At 39.2% G+C, this 19,149-nt stretch carries 13 protein-coding genes, 1 pseudogene and 1 CRISPR repeat array; of the genes and pseudogenes, 5 read left to right on the forward strand and 9 right to left on the reverse strand.

Annotated features, from left to right (window positions below; all coding sequences use genetic code 11):
- Nucleotides 1-86 precede the first annotated feature (86 nt).
- Together PL8927_RS10920 and PL8927_RS10925 are read right to left on the reverse strand one after the other, a co-directional pair.
- The gene (locus tag PL8927_RS10920) at nucleotides 87-2,447 is read right to left on the reverse strand and encodes a CHASE2 domain-containing protein (RefSeq protein WP_083621129.1); all 2,361 of its coding nucleotides are present in this window, start codon (nucleotides 2,445-2,447) and stop codon (nucleotides 87-89) included.
- Nucleotides 2,440-3,723, reverse strand: a complete 1,284-nt coding sequence (locus tag PL8927_RS10925) for a DUF1822 family protein (RefSeq protein WP_197047389.1) — start codon at nucleotides 3,721-3,723, stop codon at nucleotides 2,440-2,442. Before PL8927_RS10925 ends, PL8927_RS10920 begins: the two co-directional genes overlap by 8 nt.
- 275 nt (nucleotides 3,724-3,998) lie before the next feature.
- On the opposite strand from PL8927_RS10925, the gene PL8927_RS10930 reads away from it, so the two are divergent.
- Nucleotides 3,999-4,772: a DUF928 domain-containing protein gene (locus PL8927_RS10930; protein WP_083621134.1), complete on the forward strand. Its 774-nt coding sequence runs from the start codon at nucleotides 3,999-4,001 to the stop codon at nucleotides 4,770-4,772.
- Nucleotides 4,773-4,808: 36 nt separating this feature from the next.
- On the opposite strand, the gene PL8927_RS10935 is transcribed toward PL8927_RS10930, so the two are convergent.
- The 3 genes from PL8927_RS10935 to PL8927_RS10945 all read right to left on the reverse strand — a co-directional run bounded on the left by PL8927_RS10935 (nucleotide 4,809) and on the right by PL8927_RS10945 (nucleotide 10,207).
- A complete protein-coding gene (locus PL8927_RS10935; protein ID WP_083621136.1) occupies nucleotides 4,809-7,481 on the reverse strand; it encodes a CHAT domain-containing protein in 2,673 nt (890 codons plus the stop codon).
- Nucleotides 7,482-7,504: 23 nt separating this feature from the next.
- On the reverse strand, nucleotides 7,505-8,794 hold the full coding sequence (locus PL8927_RS10940; protein ID WP_083621138.1) for an S-layer family protein: 1,290 nt from the start codon (nucleotides 8,792-8,794) through the stop codon (nucleotides 7,505-7,507).
- A 114-nt stretch (nucleotides 8,795-8,908) separates the two neighbouring features.
- Nucleotides 8,909-10,207, reverse strand: a complete 1,299-nt coding sequence (locus tag PL8927_RS10945) for a filamentous hemagglutinin N-terminal domain-containing protein (RefSeq protein ID WP_083621140.1) — start codon at nucleotides 10,205-10,207, stop codon at nucleotides 8,909-8,911.
- Between the two features lie 57 nt (nucleotides 10,208-10,264).
- Here PL8927_RS10945 and PL8927_RS10950 point away from each other — a divergent pair, with 57 nt between their 5' ends.
- Nucleotides 10,265-11,770, forward strand: coding sequence for a hypothetical protein (locus tag PL8927_RS10950; protein WP_083621143.1), 1,506 nt, complete (start codon nucleotides 10,265-10,267; stop codon nucleotides 11,768-11,770).
- 294 nt (nucleotides 11,771-12,064) lie between these two features.
- On the opposite strand, the gene PL8927_RS10955 is transcribed toward PL8927_RS10950, so the two are convergent.
- Nucleotides 12,065-12,208 (reverse strand): hypothetical protein, encoded by a 144-nt coding sequence (locus PL8927_RS10955; RefSeq protein ID WP_156093165.1) that lies wholly within the window; start codon nucleotides 12,206-12,208, stop codon nucleotides 12,065-12,067.
- A gap of 51 nt (nucleotides 12,209-12,259) precedes the next feature.
- Nucleotides 12,260-12,943: pseudogene (locus PL8927_RS29115) on the reverse strand (choice-of-anchor W domain-containing protein).
- On the opposite strand from PL8927_RS29115, the gene PL8927_RS10970 reads away from it, so the two are divergent.
- The gene (locus PL8927_RS10970) at nucleotides 12,936-13,343 is read left to right on the forward strand and encodes a tetratricopeptide repeat protein (protein WP_156093167.1); all 408 of its coding nucleotides are present in this window, start codon (nucleotides 12,936-12,938) and stop codon (nucleotides 13,341-13,343) included. The pseudogene PL8927_RS29115 and the gene PL8927_RS10970 sit on opposite strands and share 8 nt — an antisense overlap.
- A gap of 174 nt (nucleotides 13,344-13,517) precedes the next feature.
- Nucleotides 13,518-14,242: a CRISPR direct-repeat array (repeat unit 37 nt; unit sequence GTTTCCGTCCCCTTGCGGGGAAAAGATAGGAAATAAC).
- 359 nt (nucleotides 14,243-14,601) lie between these two features.
- On the opposite strand, the gene cas2 is transcribed toward PL8927_RS10970, so the two are convergent.
- Nucleotides 14,602-14,886 (reverse strand): CRISPR-associated endonuclease Cas2, encoded by a 285-nt coding sequence (cas2, locus tag PL8927_RS10975; RefSeq protein ID WP_083621152.1) that lies wholly within the window; start codon nucleotides 14,884-14,886, stop codon nucleotides 14,602-14,604.
- A complete protein-coding gene (cas1, locus tag PL8927_RS10980) occupies nucleotides 14,883-15,893 on the reverse strand; it encodes a CRISPR-associated endonuclease Cas1 (RefSeq protein ID WP_083621157.1) in 1,011 nt (336 codons plus the stop codon). Before cas1 ends, cas2 begins: the two co-directional genes overlap by 4 nt.
- Before the next feature lie 218 nt (nucleotides 15,894-16,111).
- On the opposite strand from cas1, the gene csx18 reads away from it, so the two are divergent.
- Both csx18 and cas10 read left to right on the forward strand, forming a co-directional pair.
- Nucleotides 16,112-16,426 (forward strand): CRISPR-associated protein Csx18, encoded by a 315-nt coding sequence (gene csx18 / locus PL8927_RS10985; RefSeq protein WP_083621159.1) that lies wholly within the window; start codon nucleotides 16,112-16,114, stop codon nucleotides 16,424-16,426.
- 369 nt (nucleotides 16,427-16,795) lie between these two features.
- A complete protein-coding gene (cas10, locus tag PL8927_RS10990) occupies nucleotides 16,796-19,141 on the forward strand; it encodes a type III-B CRISPR-associated protein Cas10/Cmr2 (protein WP_083621161.1) in 2,346 nt (781 codons plus the stop codon).
- The last annotated feature ends 8 nt before the right edge of the window (nucleotides 19,142-19,149 follow it).

A 19,149-nucleotide genomic window follows, 5' to 3' on the forward strand; every position in this document is an offset into this window, starting at 1 on the left:
CTTTAGTTTCCAAATGATGTTCGCTCCGGTCTATTGATCTAATGGGTAAGGCTCAGGTTGAGTTATGCAGTTCAACCCAAAATTGTCTAAAAATTTTGGGAATGAAGCCTGTAAGCCAGCAAACAGCCACTTGTCATCACCAAAGCCAAAGCGGACGGAACCAGGGGAACCCAACCCCCCAAGATTAATAAACCCAGACATAATCCAGATAAGAGGCTAACCCCAGTCACGATCGCAATACCCCAACGTCCCAGCGACCTGTTACACCAAGCCAGAATACCCCCGGTGAGCGACCAAAAACCGATCCACAAAAACTCCAAACTTTTCGGCCAAACCCACAGCAACGGTCTATCATCGAGAACAGCACTAAGAATTTGACTCACGAGATGGGCTTGAACCACCACCCCCGACATCTGCTGATGGGGCCAGTATCGGGCACTGTAAGGCGTATCTCGATAGTCGTGAAAGCTTTCGGCTGTTGTCCCGATCAAAACAATTCGATCTTTAACTAAATCCTGAGTTAATTTATTGTTTAAAACATCAGTTAGGGTCACTTTTCGCGCAACAGAATCAGAAGAACGCCAGTTAATTAAGATTTGATGTCCTAAATTATCAATCCCTTGATAACCGCCACTATTAGAGTCTAAATTTTTGAAGATAATATCACCAATTCGCCAATTTTTATCCGAAGTCAATTTAGGTTTAATCCCATCATCTGCTAAATAACGACTCGCTAACTGAAAATTGAAAGATTTATCGGTTTTACACGGAGAAGCTGGAGCCATTGCCAGTAAATGGCGGCGTAAAATACCATCGGGATCGGGGACAACATCACTAAAACCTAGATTTTGAATGGGTACTTCTGGGGGAGATGGTACACCCAAATTCAAGTTATTTTCACCCGCTTTGCAAATCGCAATAAAGCGATCGCTATTTTTCATCCAATTTGCTAATTTGGGATACTCTTTTTTGACCGCAATTTCTCGATAAATATCTAAACCAATGACACGGGGTTTAAATTGTTCTAGTTTCGTTATCAGTTGATCTAAAGACCGATCGGATAAAGAAGCACCTCCTCTTTCTTGGGGTGGTTGCGATCGCACATCGGCTTCTGTTATAGTAACAATTAAAAGACGTGGATCGGGTTGTTCTTGGGGTCGCGATCGCATTAATAAATCAAAGGTTTGTAATTCCCAAGACTGAAAAACCCCAAGCGATCGCATTCCAATTATTCCTACAGTTACAGTGATCGCTGTTGTAAAAATTGCAGACCAATGGCGTCGAGTGGGTAAAATTGAGTGAGAAATAGGACTAATATTGTTAGCTTTTTGAAACCAAACCAGTGACTGTTCAGCCGGATTTTGGCAAATCGCAGGTAACCAACTAGCGCAGGGAAATTCACTTTCTAAACCCTGTAATCTTTCTCCGGCTTCTCGTGCTGCTAAATAAAAAGATTCTCCCCTAGAAAAGGCGAATAAAAAATGTTTTAAAAATTCTTGAGCCACTAAATCAGGAACAGGTTCTCGCATTACAATCATTTGCGGAATGTGCAAAGAAGCCAGTTGACAGAGTAATCCTAACCCTTCACAGGAATTAAAAATCGCTAAATGAAGACCTTGTTTAATCGCGGCTCTTAACGCATTTTTTAATTGAGCAATGGTTAAACTTTCGCTTTGATTAATATAAAATTTTCCGATTTCTCCATCTTCTTGAGTTGAACTATGTCCGGCAAAAAATAGAATATCCCAACCCTCTTGCTCCCACAACCATCGATCTAACTCTCGACGTGAGGGCTCAACTAAAAAAACCGTTTCAGCACCCGGTAATTGTTCCAATATCAGCCGATCTTTTTGAGTATCAATTCCTTGACTATTTCCCAAAATAGCTAAAATTCTAATATTTTGATTAGCGCGTTTAACGAATCGTTTCACAGGTTCATAATCTGTTGCACCTAAACAGATAACTGCATGGGGATAATCTTCAAGAAAATTCCATAAATGCCAAGGAAGACGACGAATACAATCATCTTCGGTTTGCAAAATTACTCGAATTTCTTCTGTGGGTGCTAATCTTGTGCGTAATTTTTGGTCGATTTTGCGAAAGGGTTCAGATTTTAGCCAAGAATTGAGTTCAAGTTGTAATTCATGACATAAATGACTAAATTCTATAAAGGAAACATTGGTAATATCATCTGCTTCGATTTCAATTTCTTCATCAATTTCACTTCCACTTCCACGCCAACAAGGACTGGGATAGAAAGACTCATAAATTAATTTATAAAGTAATTGCCAACGCTTATTAAGTTCTATTAATTCTGGGGAAGCGGGTAAACTTCCGGTTAATTGAAAACCGATAGGATTGCTATCTTCAAATAATTGAGCATTCACAGAGGGAAATCCTCTATTTAAGTCTCCTTTTCCTAGATTTAATATTACTAATTTATTCATTATTGTCCGGTGACAAAGTTGGATAAAATACAAAACTTTCTTTAATATTAATATTCCCTAAAGAAAGCTGAATCGAAAAACTTTTTCCGACAGGAGACTTAAATCGTTTCAGTTGAATATAGTTATCATGACTTCTGGATTGAACTTCTTGAAGTATGGCTTCCGCCTCCGAGAGCAAACTTAATTTCAGATAAGGGGGTAAATAAGTTTCACCATTAGCCGGATGTAATTGAACTCGAATTGCTACTTTTTTTTCAGTTTCTAGTGTAATTGCTACTAATAGGATAACAGCAATTCCTTTGAGTTCCATTCCTAAGTCTATCAGCTTGGCGGTTTTAATTGGGAACTCGTTAAAAGTAGAATTATTTCTAAATTGATAAGCTGTTTTTTGTGGTTCTATTTCTAATAGTTTATCAAAAGATTGCCAACCCGCTTCAAAGATATTTTGCAACCATAGACTTAAATTATTGGCTTTGATTTCCTGACTCTCAATGTGATCAACTGAGTTAGATTTTTTTTGCGAGTTTAATAACCTTTGTTGATACAATTGCTGACGAGTCTCTGGATTAGAAATTAGTGTCGCCCATTCTTCAAAGTTTAGCGCAAGTCTAGGAGAAGATTGGGTGAGTTTACTTAATTTTTGTATTCCTGCTTCTATTTCTATAGTTGATAAAATAGGTAAAGATTGAACTTCTAAGGGAAGAGGAGGAAATAATTCTCTAGCGACCCACATTGTATTCAGGTCTTCTATTAAATCTTCTGGATCTAAAATGTAAGTTCGATCTATTGGGTCATATTTTCCCTGCTTCCTAATTTTTTCATAAGTTGTATACCCCCACATCCGCATCCAATGGTCATCAGAATTAATTTGAACCGCTATATAATAGTGAGCTATCCAGTTAGGAATATCAACCCACTCTTGAGGTATCCTAAACTCGGAAAAGTTGGTTTTATCGGTGGGAATTATAAGAAATTGAGTTTCACCTAATGTTAACTTTGTCCCGTTAATGATTTCCCAAATACTGGGTAAATTTTCTTCGGTTAGCCAAACTTTAAGAGAGTCTTGGATATCAGGATCTGCTTTCACCCAATTGATGAAATTAGAGAGTGTTATATAATTTAGATAGGCATTCCAACGGGAAGTAGGAGTATAATAATACTCGGTTTGCTTCCAAGCTTTTTCTAGTTCTTCTGGGAATAGTTCTATCCAAATTTGTTCAGGATACATTGCTGTTAAATCGTCAAAACTCAGGGTCATTTTTTCGTCGTTACTCATCGCGTCAATTCGCCTCCTAAAATAACATTGTCATCTTTTTTAATCTCCCTTGCAATTTTAGGCACACCTGTTCTACTTTATTTATGGGTTGGGAAACCGGGAGATTATGCAGTTTTTTTACCTATATTTTAACATCCGAGTATTTACGCACATTTCAAAGATGAGGGCACAAAAAGTATCAATCTAAAGGCAATTACAATAGTATTTATACTGAAATTATTACATAATATAATCACACTTAAACCTACTAAAGGGTATAAAAGGGGATAGGGAGAATGAACAATAAATTATTCTATCTGATTAAACTCGCCTTTATTGGTACTCTGACATTGTTGGGCTTGCTGAACTATCCCCAAGGAGGATTCGCAAAACCGACCCCATCAAATAGTGAGAGTTCAGATAACATCCAAATTCGCTTTCAACAACAGGACTCCGATGGTTCAGGTCGAGGAAGACCCGCAGATAGAGAAGGAACCGGAAGTCGGGGTGACTGTCCTCCGGTGGATGTACCACTCACCGCTTTAGTTCCTAGTCGGAATGTGGGGTCTTTTGTGGAACCTTATCCTAGTTTATGGTTTTACGTTCCTTATAAATCCAGTGAAGTTACTTCGGCCGAATTTTCCTTACAAGATGAACACAATAATGATGTTTACCGGACTAATTTTGTCTTGCCTCAAAACCCCGGTATTATTAGTTTAAATCTAGCAGGAGCTACCCCGTTAGAAATTAACAAAATGTATCAATGGTATGTCAAAATTTATTGTACTGAACAGAAATTATCAACTCCTGTTTTTATTCGGGGATGGGTACAACGGGTGGCGATAAAACCCGAATTAGAAAGACAGTTACAGACAGCGACTACACCCCGTCAACGGATTATGCTGTATGCTAAAAATGGGATTTGGTATTCAGCTTTAATAGAGTTGGCTAAACTTCGTCTAACTTACCCACAGGATGCTAATTTTAATCAAGATTGGGCTAATTTATTGCGAGATGTAGGTTTAGAAAATTTGATTCAAAAACCCATTTTTGGAGAGGTTGATAGATAATGGCTATGGGCGGGATGACCCCGCCCCTACGAATAATTATAGCCAATTTCCGACTAAAACGTAGGGACTCCAGAAATAAGGGATTTCATCCTCATCTAATAACATGAGTTGAGCGCGTCGCAATGCTTCAGCTTTGGTTACGTTAATATTAGCAAACTGTTGATAAAATAAGCTCATTAATTTAGTTGTAGACTGATCATCAACTGACCATAATGTTGCTAGGGTACTCCGTGCACCCGCACGCACAGCTATTCCTGCTAAACCTAATGTGGCTCGTTTGTCACCCGCCGCCGTTTGACAAGCACTTAATACTAATAATTCGATGGCTGTAGAATTATTAGTATCTCGCAAGCGCAGTAACTGATCAAATTCTTTGGCTTTTAAAAGGGTTTCCCAAGTTAAAATAAAAGTCTGATCTTGATTAGAGGAAAACTGACCATGAGTAGCTAAATGAACAACGGAAAAAGGATTAGATTCTATTTTATTTTTTAGATCAATTTCTGTGAAACTTTGGTTTAAAAGTTGCTGACTTCGATGAATTTCGGATTTAATTTCTTGTAATTCTAGCTTAACGTTTCCTAAAGCAGTAAACTTTTTATCTGCAATTTGACGTTCTTCGCTGACGCCACCGATTAAAGCATATAATTCTCTCCTCGGTAACGGTTGGGGTTTAACCAATTGTAAACCAGGAGCGACAGCAATAGCATATTTTTGGATTAAATACTGTTGCTTTTTTTCATCATACAGCACAGACATAGGAAGATTTCGCAGAGAACCCTCTAAAATAAATACTAATGTCTTGATTTGCTTTTTCTCTAATTCAGTTTCTAAGGGTTTAATTAACCAACGATACACTTCTTGAGAGAGCTTTTTAACATCATTTGTTCGGTCTGGTTCTCTTAAATATTGTTGTAATTGTTCGAGATGACTCTCAACTTCAGTTTCAGGTTTGTAGGTGGTAAAATGATAAAATTCGTTGTCGGTTGGTAATTTCAGGATAATTTCTAAACGGTTAGGTAAAATAATCGGATAAATGACGGCTGCGGTCGGATCGATTTTATCAACAATTTCGTCAATTTGTTGGGGTCTAGCTTCTAAACAAGCTTCTCGGAAAAAGTTCTCTAATTCGCTTAATTGAAGAGCTTCAATGACATCACGAGCTTGTTTTAAATTGTTTTGACTCACGGGGATATTATTTTCAGTTTGTAAGAGTAAATCAACGAATTGACGATAAACGGGTTCAACATTATCTCTAAAGGAAAATTGAATATCTGGATTTAATGTAACTAAATCACTGCGTAAGGATTTGAGAATATTTATAGCTTCATTATAACAGATTATTGCGCCTTTGATATCCCCTTGAATTTTCAGTAAATAGCCTAATTGCCAATACCACAAATAAGCAATATCTTCAGCTTTAATTTGTTGAGCTAATAGGAGTGCATTTTGGGTTAATTTTTGGGCTTGCTCAATATCATTATTTTTAAGATATATTCCGGCTAATGAACCCGTTGCATAAGTTTCTAATCGTTGATTTCCGATATTCTTAGCTTGTTGAATAGCTTCAGTAAGAGTTTGGGCAATTTCTAGCCAAGAGGGTATATCTGTAGCCGTAAATTGTTTGAAGCAAGCAAGATTATGAGCTAAATTAATTTGGGCATAAATAGAATCTTGAGCGGGAGATATCTTGGTTAAATTTAACTGAATTTCTAAATATAAGTTTTTTACATCTGCCCATTGTTGCAATTTTAATAAACTATTTAATTGATTGATTTTTGCTTGGGTTTGTGTTACAATATTAGGAGAGATTAGAGCAGATTTTTCGTAAAATTGAATCGCCTGATTATAGTGATTTAAAGTATCCTTATTAAGGGAATATGGAGGACAAGATAAAGGTGTAATTGTTTCTATGGTCGTAGTATATTCAGGGATTTGCGCTCTGTTACCCAATGCTTTTTGAGTATTTCCTAAACTCAGTAACGTTGCACTAACTTCGGTGGGGGATTGTAAATTTTCAGCAATTTCTTGACTTTTCTGTAAAACGATTAAAGCAGTTTCTAAATCACCGACTAATTGTAAAACATTCCCAAGACTCCGCAGAGCGATCGCTTTCATAAGAGAATCAGGTTGGGTTTGTAAGTTATCTTCAACTTGTTCTAATGTGGCTTTGGCTTGACGATACATTCCCAAGGTTTGCTGTGCTTGAGCCATATTAATCTGGATACGAATTTTAGCAATAGAATCATTAATACCCTCGTAAATATTAGCGGCTTGTTTCCAACTTCTTAACGCTTGTTCCGATGAACCCATTTCTAACTCTAATTGACCTCGAATCTCTAAACTTTGCGCTAGAATTTTGGGAGAGTGAGGAAATTCTGGATGAGTTAATAAATTGAGACTTTCAGTAATATAAGAATAAGCAGTTTGTAATTGTCCGAGTTTCTCGAATACTAAGGAAAGATTGCTTAAAGCGATCGCTTGTCCCTGTTTATTTCCTTGAATTTTAAAATCATGAATTGCTTGTTTTAAAATTGTTACGGCTTCAGAAAAATCTCCGGCTTGATAACGTTCTCGACTATGTTCAACTAATACTTGAGGATCAGATAGTTTAGAAGTAGACTGAGGGAAAGCTGGAAATAACATCAAACCCCAGGCGATAAAAAATCCCGTCAAGAAAGCAAGTATAATTTTTTGAACTCGAATTTTCATTGTTTTCGTGCTCACCTAGGGTGTTATTTTTTTAAGCAAGACTCAGGAATTGGGGAAAAATTATTCATTGTAGCGGTAGGTTTAGAAGCCACTAATACGACTTGATTCTTATCATTAATCATCCAACCTGTAGCTTCCACAAGGGGATGATGCTCAAGGGGTTGTGAAGTCAGATTTTGTCGATTTTCGGGTTGATCTAAGGGATTGTCTGTTACCCAATCAACGGATATAATATTATTAGTATGGAGGGGTTCTGTCGGTAAAGTTGGTAAACCGCCACGTCCAGTAACAGTAAAAGAATTGCCTCTAGTCGCCGGACAACCTCTCGCAATTAATTGCGTCGGATCAAGAACATCAACGGGTAATTCAACTAATCCCGAACTGGGGTCAAAATCTGGCGTGTTAACGGTTACAATTCCTTCTAATTGAGGGCCTCCTTGTTGGGAAATAGCCGTGATGTCACTTGTTGGTAATTGTCGAGGGTCGAGAGCATCGGCTTCTTCAGTTTTTAATGATGTTTGTAATTGTGCTCTGGTGCGAGGAGTTGCGCCAAAAATACCTTGTGCGTTAATCGCAATTTGACCCCCTCTACTTTGTTCAGCATTCGCAGTAATATCGCTATTTTCTAAACCCACTAAAAAGCCGTTATTTAGGTTTAAATTAATATTACCACCCGTCGCATTACTTCCTAACGCATTGGTGGTGAGGGTACTGTTATTTTCTAGAAATAATAATTGTCCTTGAAGGTTGATATCGCCGCCACTGTCACCCCCGGTTGCATTAGTCGTAATACGGCTATTATTAAGGGTGAGAATAGGCGATCGCAATTCAATACTTCCCCCACCCGCTTGAGTATCGGCGCTAATACTTCCCAAGTTCTCTAAATTAATCGAATCAGCCGTAATCTTCAGTGTTCCAGCAGGTTGCAAATTCTCACTACTAACTGTTATCGTGGCACCATCTTGAACCGTTAAACGACCTGTTTCAACCGTAATATTACCAGCACCTCCTTTTGCATCTTCTCTGACCACACCCGCTAATAAACCACTCGAAACCCGGGTATTGAATCTGGTTCCTCGTAATTCCACCGATTCCGACGCTCTAACCGTCAAACTTCCCGAATTCCCGCCACCAAAGGTATTGACCGACACGATGGCTCCATCTTGAACCATTAAGCGCCTCGTTTCAATCGTTAAATTCCCCCCATTTCCCGTAGCATCGGGTGAGATCACATTGGTCACTATCCCACTCACCGACAGACTTTCCGGTGCAAAACCACTCACTTCTACCGACTCAGACGCTTTGATTAACAAGTTTCCAGAATTCCCGTCACTAANAAAACCGCCCCTCAGATGATGAGATCGCCTTTTTACTATTAATATGAAATCATATTTTCTGTTTAAATGTTGTCTAAAACTTGCCCCAGATCAAAGGTTTAGCGATCGCAAATTTTGAGAATGAAACAGCCCTGCGGAAAAGGGANAATCACCCCCATTTCCCCGAATTCCAGGCTGGACATTGGTAAAAAGACCTGTGGGAAATCTAGGATTCGGTTGAGTTCCACTGATATCTATTAACTCACCCGCCTTAACCGTTAACGTTCCCCCTTGACCCTCCCCTCTTGTACCCGCACCAATTTGCGCTCCTTCTTGAAGAATTAACTGTCCCGTTTCGATCTTAATATTTCCGCCAATTCCTGTTCCTGTCGAACTAACAACCGTTAATAACCCACTCGGAATGAGATTGTCAATGGGCGTAATTCCAATGGCTTCTACTAGCTCAGATGTTTTTACAGTAATGCTTCCAGCCGAATCATCGCCTGTCTTCAGTGCTAAAAAAGTTGACCCATCCCTGAGTGTCAACCTTCTTCCCTGCGCCTGAATATTGCCACTCGCAGCACCACTCACATCCACAGAAGCCGCTTGTCGGAGAGTAATGTCCTGAAAATTTTGTACCATTTCATAACCTAACACCCAACCGGGGTGAGTTAAGGTGACATAACTGTTAGAACCCACACTCCCTATTTCAATTCGTCCCCCTTCAGCCGTGAGATTTCCTCCCTGTAAAATCACCTCACCGCCAACCAGTGCCAAAGTTTGACCATCTTTCACTTGCAGCCCATCAGGTCTATTTTCTCGGATAATGTCTCCAGGTGGTTGCTGCTGTTGACTGAGATTATGACCTGACCCTTGCACCATAATTCTTCCTGGGTTTGTGCCGTATTGTAAGCCAAGCGGAACATTGATACTCAGTAAAGGGGTAATTTGAGGATTTGTAGCGCTAAATTCTAAGCCATCCGCAAACCAAATACTATTAGCGGTACTCCCGAAAAATGAACCTCCAATATTTAACTGAGCATTCGGCCCAAATATCACGCCATTGGGATTAATTAAAAATAAGTTAGCGATACCGTTAGCTTGAATTAACCCATCAATATTCGAGATTGAATGACCTGTTACCCGACTAAAAATATTTTGAATCTCAGTGGCATTATTGAAAAATCCGATCCCATTTGTCGGAATAGAAAACGACTCAAAACTATGAAATAAATTTGTTCCCGCGACAGTTCCTCCCTCAATAAGATGAATATTACCCTGTTGTACCACCCTGGAATTTATGGGTAAAGTAGCATCTGGGATAATTTGGGCTGTTGTTGGGTAGGAATACAACAGGTAAAAAAGGATACTGCTCTTGAAAAACGAAAGGCGAACGAGAGGCAATTTCATGAAATAGCTTGGGTAGAATCAGCTTTTAGGGTTATATTAGCTAAAAAAGTGAATTTTATGAACAAACGAGAGGATATTGTCCAAAAATTCTCGACTTTTCTCAGCTTTGGCGACCGTAAAGCGATTTGGCAAGCCGATCTCCAATTAGAACGTCGGATAAAATACCTAGTGGCGTCAGATCCAGAGGCTAAAGCCGAATTTTGGGCGAGATATTTTCTAAAAATTCTTAAAGATATATCCCAAGAGGGATGTGAAGAATTTACTGATTTTGATAATACCAAACTCTCTACTCATGCTAATTCCATTACCGCCACCCGTTCTCAAACTTTAGAAATCCCAAGTTTAATCACAGCTAGACATTTATCAGCTTATTTACAAGAAGCTTGTCTTTGGGCGGCTCAAAAAAGTTATCTTAAATATAAGTTGATTCGCTATAAATATCCCCTGGAAGAATATTTTCAGATGGCTTCTTCTTTCACCCATCTTCCAGCCAAACTTCTCAAAAGTTTTAATCTTGACCACCCTCGCAGTAATATTGAGGGTTATGCTAAAACCGTATTATTTCGGTTGATTAGAGATCAACTTTATCAACAAGATTTAGAAGTAAAAAGAGACAAATTTAGCGATTATGGATTATTAAGGGTTTTAAATGCTAAAGAATTGAAAGAATCGTTATTATCTCATGGAATTCATCAGTCAAAACTTGATTTATATCGGATTATTTGGCAATATTTTAATGAGATTTACCCGCCTCAAAAACAGGGTTATAACTGTAATTTAGAGTTGGATAATCAAGAAATTATAAAACAAATTACTGAGTCTTACAATCAGCGAATAAATCAGCTAAATTTATCAGAGGAAGTTGCTCAGGAAGATACCATTCAAGAAATGCTTAAAATTTGTATCAAAGCAGCTAGAAATTATCGTACAAAGCAGTTTATTCCCCTTGAGGAGTATGATAATATCTCTGATCTTAATCCAACTCCTTTGGATATTGCTATTCAGCAAGAGGAAAGACAGCAGATCCAGTTGATCATTTCTAAATTGTTTGCAACTCTTCCAAAAGTTGGACAAATTATGTTGATTCTTTGGCAAGGTTTAGAGTTAACTCAAAGTGAAATTGCTACAGTTGTTAAAAGTCAGTATCCAGAATTACAAAAACAGTATCAAGTTGCTCGACAGTTAGCACGATATACTAAGACTATTTTAAAACAGTTTGTCATTGAATGGAATCAAGTTAATCCTAGCCAAGCAATTCAGGATGAACAAAGTTTAGAAGTCATCAAAGAAGCTTTAGATGACTGTTTACAGTTGTATTGTCAACAGTTAGTGACTTCAATTTTACAAAATGTTATTGATGAAATGAGTGAGGGTGATCAATTGTTAGTTTTTGCTGTTAAACCCAATAATATTAATGATCAAATTTGTAGACAGAAGCAGGCTCTAATTAATCCTTTTATTAACCAATTAGAAATTGAGTTAAGTTTGAGCAAAAATGCAATCTTACCAGTGAGAAATAAAATATCTAATTGGGTAGAGGAATGGCTAATTTATACAAAATAAGAAGATCCAGAGCGAATCTAAATCTGTTGCCTACATCTCCGCTCTCTTCAAAAAGTTAGGGGAGCTAAACTTAATTATGCCGTCTTTCTAGAAAAAGGTTAATATTGAATATCAGTAAAAAAATCTGGTTTTTCCGCCTAGTCTTGGGTTTAGATCATCAAGGTTGACGCAGAAACTGGGTTTTTAGCCAAAAAGTGCGATCAGTCTTGCTGTTCTATCCCAATCATTTAACAGTAATACAGTTATGCTACCAGAAATTAGTCCTGGAACTTTAATTAATAATCGATATCAGATTCAACAAGCACTCGGACGAGGAAGTTTCGGACGAACGACTCCATATTTTGTATTTTGCAACAGTTGTCGCAATTCTTCTTTAGCTTCTTGAGTTAAGTAACCCATTTTTAGACTGTGTTGAATGACTTCACAAATTTTGCTCATTTGTTGAATTTATCGAGCTTTCAAAACAATTCAATAGAGGTTGATTTATTGTTAAGATGGACGTTGAGAAGTGATTCCAATTAGACTTAAAATCAATAAGCTAATTGCTAAATTGGTTTCAGGAACTTCTTTTGGTGGGGTGGCTTGAGCGACTTTAATTTGGAAGGCTAATTGAGATTGAACTGGGGGAGTTCCTTGCCAAGTCATGGTAGATTCTCCTGTGAGTTTAAAGCTGTTCATAACATCAGAAATTTGCAGGATATCCAGTCCGCCTGTATCAGCAATAGCAGAGGATTGAGCATTAAGAGAAACCCCATCAAGTTGCAGGTTACTCAGGAGCATCGAACTTCCGGCTTGGGTGGCACGGGTGCGGAGGAAGAAGTCGGAAAAGGGCAGGGCTGTTTCATTCTCGGATCTAAAAAGCGATCGCCTGAGAATAGAGGGCGGGTTTAGGGAGATAATTACTGATCATTAAAGCTCGTCTCGGAACCCGCCCCTACGGTTTANGGAAAAGGGATCGGTGTAGCTTTGGGTAAGAGTGCGATCGCCCACAGTAAAATGAACTAAATGGGAGACGGCATCATAGAGGAGTTCAAAGGGTTGGGCGACTCCTGAAAGCCAGTTAAATTGGTCTGTGACTTGAGGATGACCGGGATCGGATTCGTGTAAATTCAGTTCGTGGGTGGGGTTGCTGCCATGACTTCTGATCCAGTTATTGTAACCACTGTTGATCAAGGGTTTGCGTTCTCGACGGTGTTTGTTGGTGTGGGATGAAGTCGAAAGTCTTTTACAACCTGGACAGTTAGCGGGAAATTATCGAGTTAAGGAGCCATTAATTAAGGCTTCGTTATATAAAAATTTAGGATGGGCGTATTTTGAACTTGATCAGAATGAACGGGCAAAACAGTATTTATTGTGTTCTATTGAGGAATCAAATGATCGCGCTGCGCCTTATTGTTTATTAGCTCAAATTCAAGAGGAGGAAGGGGATAATTTAGGGGCAAAAGCCGCTTGGCAGAATTGTTTAAATTATGATTCAAAGCAAAGTCGCACCTATAAGGAACCTTGGGTTTGGCCAGAGTTAGAGATCTGGCGGGTAATGGCTTATGCTTACTTAAATCGTTCTAGCAATTGAGTAGGGCAATTTAGGGAGATTTAATATTAACAAATGCTTCTCGAAAAGGTTATTGCCACGTTGAAGGAGTTGGGGGCTGTTGAGGAAAGTGAGTGAGGGTTTTAGGTTTGCGATCGCTTGTTGAATTACAAGGAATAGCGATTAGTTTAAGAGTGTGGGTTGTTAGATTTGATGCTTTTCGTCCCCTTGCGGGGAAAAGATAGGAAATAACTAGCACAGGATTATTTCGATCCCCACCTAGAGGTGGGAGATGTGTTTCCGTCCCCTTGCGGGGAAAAGATAGGAAATAACTTCAACGTAAAGGTTGAATATGTAGATTTTGAGGGGTTTCCGTCCCCTTGCGGGGAAAAGATAGGAAATAACTTAAGTAAGTATAAATCTATACCACTTCAAAGACTACCGTTTCCGTCCCCTTGCGGGGAAAAGATAGGAAATAACTACAAGAGAAAGACAAAAGGATAGTATATAAGTTTCCGTCCCCTTGCGGGGAAAAGATAGGAAATAACGTCAGGTACTTAAACCAATCGGTCACTGTCCCATGTTTGCATGGTTTCCGTCCCCTTGCGGGGAAAAGATAGGAAATAACCTGCACTGCATCAGCAACTGAGTGCTATGTTCAGTCAAGAGTTTCCGTCCCCTTGCGGGGAAAAGATAGGAAATAACGTCCAATCTGTGGACAAAGCTGAAGGTGTGTGGGGAACACCGTTTCCGTCCCCTTGCGGGGAAAAGATAGGAAATAACCAACTTTGCCACCTCGTTGGCACGTGTTACGTTCTCCAATCTGGTTTCCGTCCCCTTGCGGGGAAAAGATAGGAAATAACGACATGTGGAACGAAGCGGTTGAATCTGCTGCTAAACTGGAGTTTCCGTCCCCTTGCGGGGAAAAGATAGGAAATAACCCTATCGCTTTGGAAACTATAGCCAATCGAATTTTCAAGGTGCTGTTGCGAGAGGCTACGGATTAATAGCCTGTATCAAAACAAACTCAGTGGTTTTTCCAATAGGAAAACTCTCAAATTTGTTGATATTTGAAAGTATAGAGGAAATTCTCTAACGAGTCAACCCTAAAAACCCAAAAAAGCCTTAAAAATCTCCACCAGATTTTTTCTAGCCTCTTCTAGCTCTCTGCGACATCACCTTAAAAACCGTAATTTTACGTTACAAACTTGTTAACTCCATCTCCATCAGGATTTGAGGTTAATTCCTGCCCAAAACCGCAAAAACCAACCCCAAAAACCTGAGAAAACTCAACTTTTCTTTACAAAATCAGAAAATCCGGCGGTTCATAGGGCGGATCACTCCCAAACACCTTGGTTTGTTGCTTGGCGATCGCATCAAGGGGATACACCCGCAAACTATCCTCCGCCAAATTCAACACCTTCAACCAACGCTGTTCTAGCAATTGTTCCAAAACCGATCGCTTCAACGGACATTCAAACACCGAATATTGCACCCGTTGACAACGCTGTTCTAGCAATTTCGCTAATTTTGTCCGTCGTTTATCGTTCCGCACATCATAACAAACCAACCATAAATCGCTCATTTCAACACAAACCCCTCATAGTCTAACCTCATCTCCACCAAACATCGGGCCAGCGATCGCGCCTGTTCCAAGATAATTTGACTCAAACTTAACTTGCGGTTTTGGGGTCGATATAGCAACGGTTCCCGCAGTCGCCGTTCTAACTGTCCTAACAATAGCTTTTTCGCCGCCAACCCTAACCAAACTCCCTCCCCATCAGGAGAGGGTTGAAAATCCTCCGGTTGTAATAAATTCCCTTGAATCAAAGAAATTACCACCTGATCCACCACCACCGGGCGAAATTCCTCCATTAAATCCAAAACCAAATTCGGGCGATAGGGTTCAGTGGCGTGGAAAAACCCCAAATAAGGATCAAGTCCCGCCTGAACACAAGCCGCAAATACCCGCGCCAACAATACCCCATATCCCCAACTCAGTAACGCATTAATTGGATCACGAGGGGGGCGACGGTTGCGTCCGGTAAACTTCCACCGTTGAGGGAAATAATATCGCAACCCTTGATAATAAGTTCTGGCGCAAATTCCCTCAATTCCCATCAGTTCAGAACGGTTTAGGGGAGTAGAAACAGATTTCAACTGAAGCACATAAGCAGCGATCGCATCAATGGCTTCCCCCAACTCTCCGATCCGTCCTTTGCTAAACCGATAACGCTGTTGTAGCAATACCCGTTGGTTGCGAATTTTCGCCATCACCAAAAGTTGCGCCAACGCCATCCCAAAAGTTGTATTAATCATCCGATATTGGCCGAGGCGGATCGTGGGGTTGGTTTGGAACTGTCCCTGAAGGCGACCTCGAAACTGTCCATCCCGTTTGAGAAATAGGGTTTCAATTCCTCGATCTAGCAGTTGGGCGATCGCTTCATCGGTGAACTGAACCCCCGGTAAAATCACCACTAACGTTAATTCCACTAACCGACAATGATGGGTTTTGTCCTGTTGTTTGATTAAAAAACTTTGATTGTGATAGCGAACTACTATCCCCGGTTCAGTTAAATATAAAGTTGTCATTACCCCAACTCACAGCAGGTTTTCTCCGTAGGACTGAAGCACCTGACCCGATCAACCCGGTTTCAGGTTCAGTCCTGCTTTATTGTCGAACCTGACTGGAAGACCCCTATTCCAACCGCGCGTAAGATTAGAACTATTAGAAATTTGGTCTACTCCAGAAGCCAACTTTCAAATTTCAACCCGATTTCTGAAGTGTCAATATTAGGGAGAACTACGATATGTCTATTTCTTTAACTCGAATTTTAGTGCGTCACCGGAGCCTAAGTATTGCGATCGCTAATGCAGCAATTACCTGGACTATTTTAATTATTGCTCCATTGGGACTATTTGCGGTGATAATCTGTACCTTAGCGGTTTTTATCAGTAGTGCGATCGTTGCTTGGTTCGGAGATCAAGCGCTAGAACATCTGTTAAGACTAGAACAGGAACAACTGCGAGAAACCGAAGGAAATCCGGTGTCGATTCCCTCTCCCCCAGGGTTCCAAGGCGATCGCTTTCCCAACTCCGAACGCCGAGAATTACGCGATCGCTAATTCCCAAACACCTCTCAAACCTCAAGCTGGCCTTTTATAACCACCGAAATCTAAGGTTACGTCAAGTTCTACATATTTATTTACAAAGATACCCCTGTATCAAAATACCCTTTGTGGTTTAATATTAGAACAAGATGCTAAACTGAACATTGTTAAAACGTTTAAAGCTCAATACCCCGGAGGGTTAACAGAGCGTTTTGACCTTGCTCCCGTTCACAGCATCCGACAACAACCCCATCACACATCATCAATTTCTGTAGAGAGTAGAGGCTTTACAATCCCCTTAAAAGCCTTTAGCCCCAATTAAATTAAAGTTTAAAGAATTTCTTCGCCCTTAATTTGTTCAAATCTTGAATGGGATGCGTCAACATGACTCATTTAGATCCTGAAAATTCTATTAAAATTGCGCTGGTTTGGTGTTTAGCTTGGGGACAAGAACGCCAACCCCAACAAGAGGTTAACCCCAATCAATTACGAGAAGCACTATCACAGAATCAACCGATTTCTGAACCGTTACAGTCTCTTTTTCAGCAAGTAGAAGCTCTTTTAAAGATGCCCTTTCCTGAAAAAATTAATGACCTACAAAATTATACCCAACAATATCCTCAATTATGGGGTTCTCAAATTGGCTTAGTTTATGGGGGTGCGACTAAAATTAAACAATATGTTTTTGAAGCGGCTAAACTTCCTGATATTCGAGGAGCTTCGGCGTTATTAGATCGAATTAATTTAATTGATATTCCCGCTTTTTTTGGAGAATATGAGGAGAAAAAATCGGTTACAGTTGAACAATGGCTAGATCAAGAGTTTCCCGATCTCCGTTTCGCTTTAATTCCTGAATTATTAGTGTATTACAAAGGCGGTAATATATTAGCTTTTTGTCCGGCTGCTTTTGTCGAGGATTTATGTAATGCTATTGAAAAACGGTATACCGAAGAAACGTTAACCGCTAATTCCTGCGCTGTGGGCGCGAGATTTAAACCGTTAGAAGTTCGGTTTGGCTTACTCAAAAATGAGATTAAACAAACGTTTTGGCTAGAAAAATATAATAATAATAAAGATAAAGACCTGGTTAAAGCCTATTTTACTCAAGAAGATACCGACCCAATAACAGCCTTTAAAAACCGCAAAAGTTTTAACGAGTTAGTCACTCATTTAGCCATTAAATTTAATCAGCGTCGCAGTGGAAATGATACAGAAAAACGTCCCAGTCGTCGCTATCCTCCGATGTTTGAAACCCATCCATTTTTAGTTAGAGATGAAAGCGATCGCCGTTTAGCAATTCATCATTTTATCACTCCTCCAGAAGATTCTTCTCAAGGATTACCAGGTGATCCTTTTCTATCTGAATCTTTAATTCGTAAACGAATTGTTGGACATATAGCAAAACGAGAAGCTTTTCAAGAAAATCTGCCTAATTGGTTTAAAAATTTAAGATTAAACTGGCAGCCGACAGGCGTTTTAATTAAAAGTTGGGTTGAGGAATTTGAAGATTATCTTGAGAATAATATTCACCTGAAACAAAAATATTATGGTAAAAACAACCCTAATTTAATTAAAGAAGCTTTATCTCTAAGGGAACTGGGAAACGTTAATAAAGGGTTTGTTGCCTATATTTATGCAGATGGAAATAATATGGGAGGTTATATTCAAACCATCCAAACTCCTCAAGAGTATCAAAAATTTAGTCAAGATATATTTGAAGCAACCGAGAAATCTGTTTACAAAGCATTAGCTCAACATCTGATGCCTCATCAACTGAATAATTTAACAGATCCAGATAATATCAAGCGCAATGGAGAATGGATACATCCCTTTGAAATTGTCACCATTGGGGGAGATGACGTTTTAGTTATTGTACCTGCGAATAAAGCATTAGAAATTGCTAAAACCATTGGAGAAGAATTTGAAAAAATTTTACTCAATAAAGATCCAGATAAATATAAAGTTGATAAAAAATATGATTATGAACCTAAAATCATTCATCGCTATCAGGGACAAAATCTCCCATCCGGTTCTAATCAATGTAAACTAAGTATGTCCACTGGCGTTTTAATTACTGCGGAAAATACTCCCATCTATTATGCAGAGGATTTAGTAAGTCAGTTGCTTAAATCAGCGAAAGAGAAAGCTAAAATACTCAAAACTGCCGATAAAAAACTAGATAAAAATGCGGGCAAATATTATGGAGGAACCATTGACTTTTTTACCATGAAATCGGTTACAATGTTAGCATCCAGTATTAAAGAATTTCGAGAACAAGGATTAACAAAAGAAGTCAGAGGTCAGAAACTTCAGTTATATGCAGCACCTTATACACTCTACGAAATCGGGGGGTTATTAGAGTCACTGAAAGCATTACATGAAGCTAAATTTCCGCGATCGCAACTTTATCAAATCCGCAGTTTCCTAGAACAAGGAAAACACACCGCTATTCTGAATTATCGTTATTTCCGAGTTCGTTTAAAATCTGATGCCCAAATTCCTCTGAAAGAACATTTTGAAGAACCCTGGTGTAACGCTAAAACCAACCCTGGAAATATCGCCCCTTGGATGTATTATGAGGAGAAAGAAACTGATCCTAAAAAATCTTCAGAACCTAAGAAATTTTACGAAACAATTTGGCGAGATTTAGTGGATCTTTATCCTTTCTCTGAAGCATCCGAAACCTCTGAGGTAGAGACGTTGCATGCAACGTCTCTACCTACGGAATAATGGTCGAT

Source organism: Planktothrix serta PCC 8927, assembly GCF_900010725.2.
Taxonomy (GTDB): Bacteria; Cyanobacteriota; Cyanobacteriia; order Cyanobacteriales; family Microcoleaceae; genus Planktothrix; species Planktothrix serta.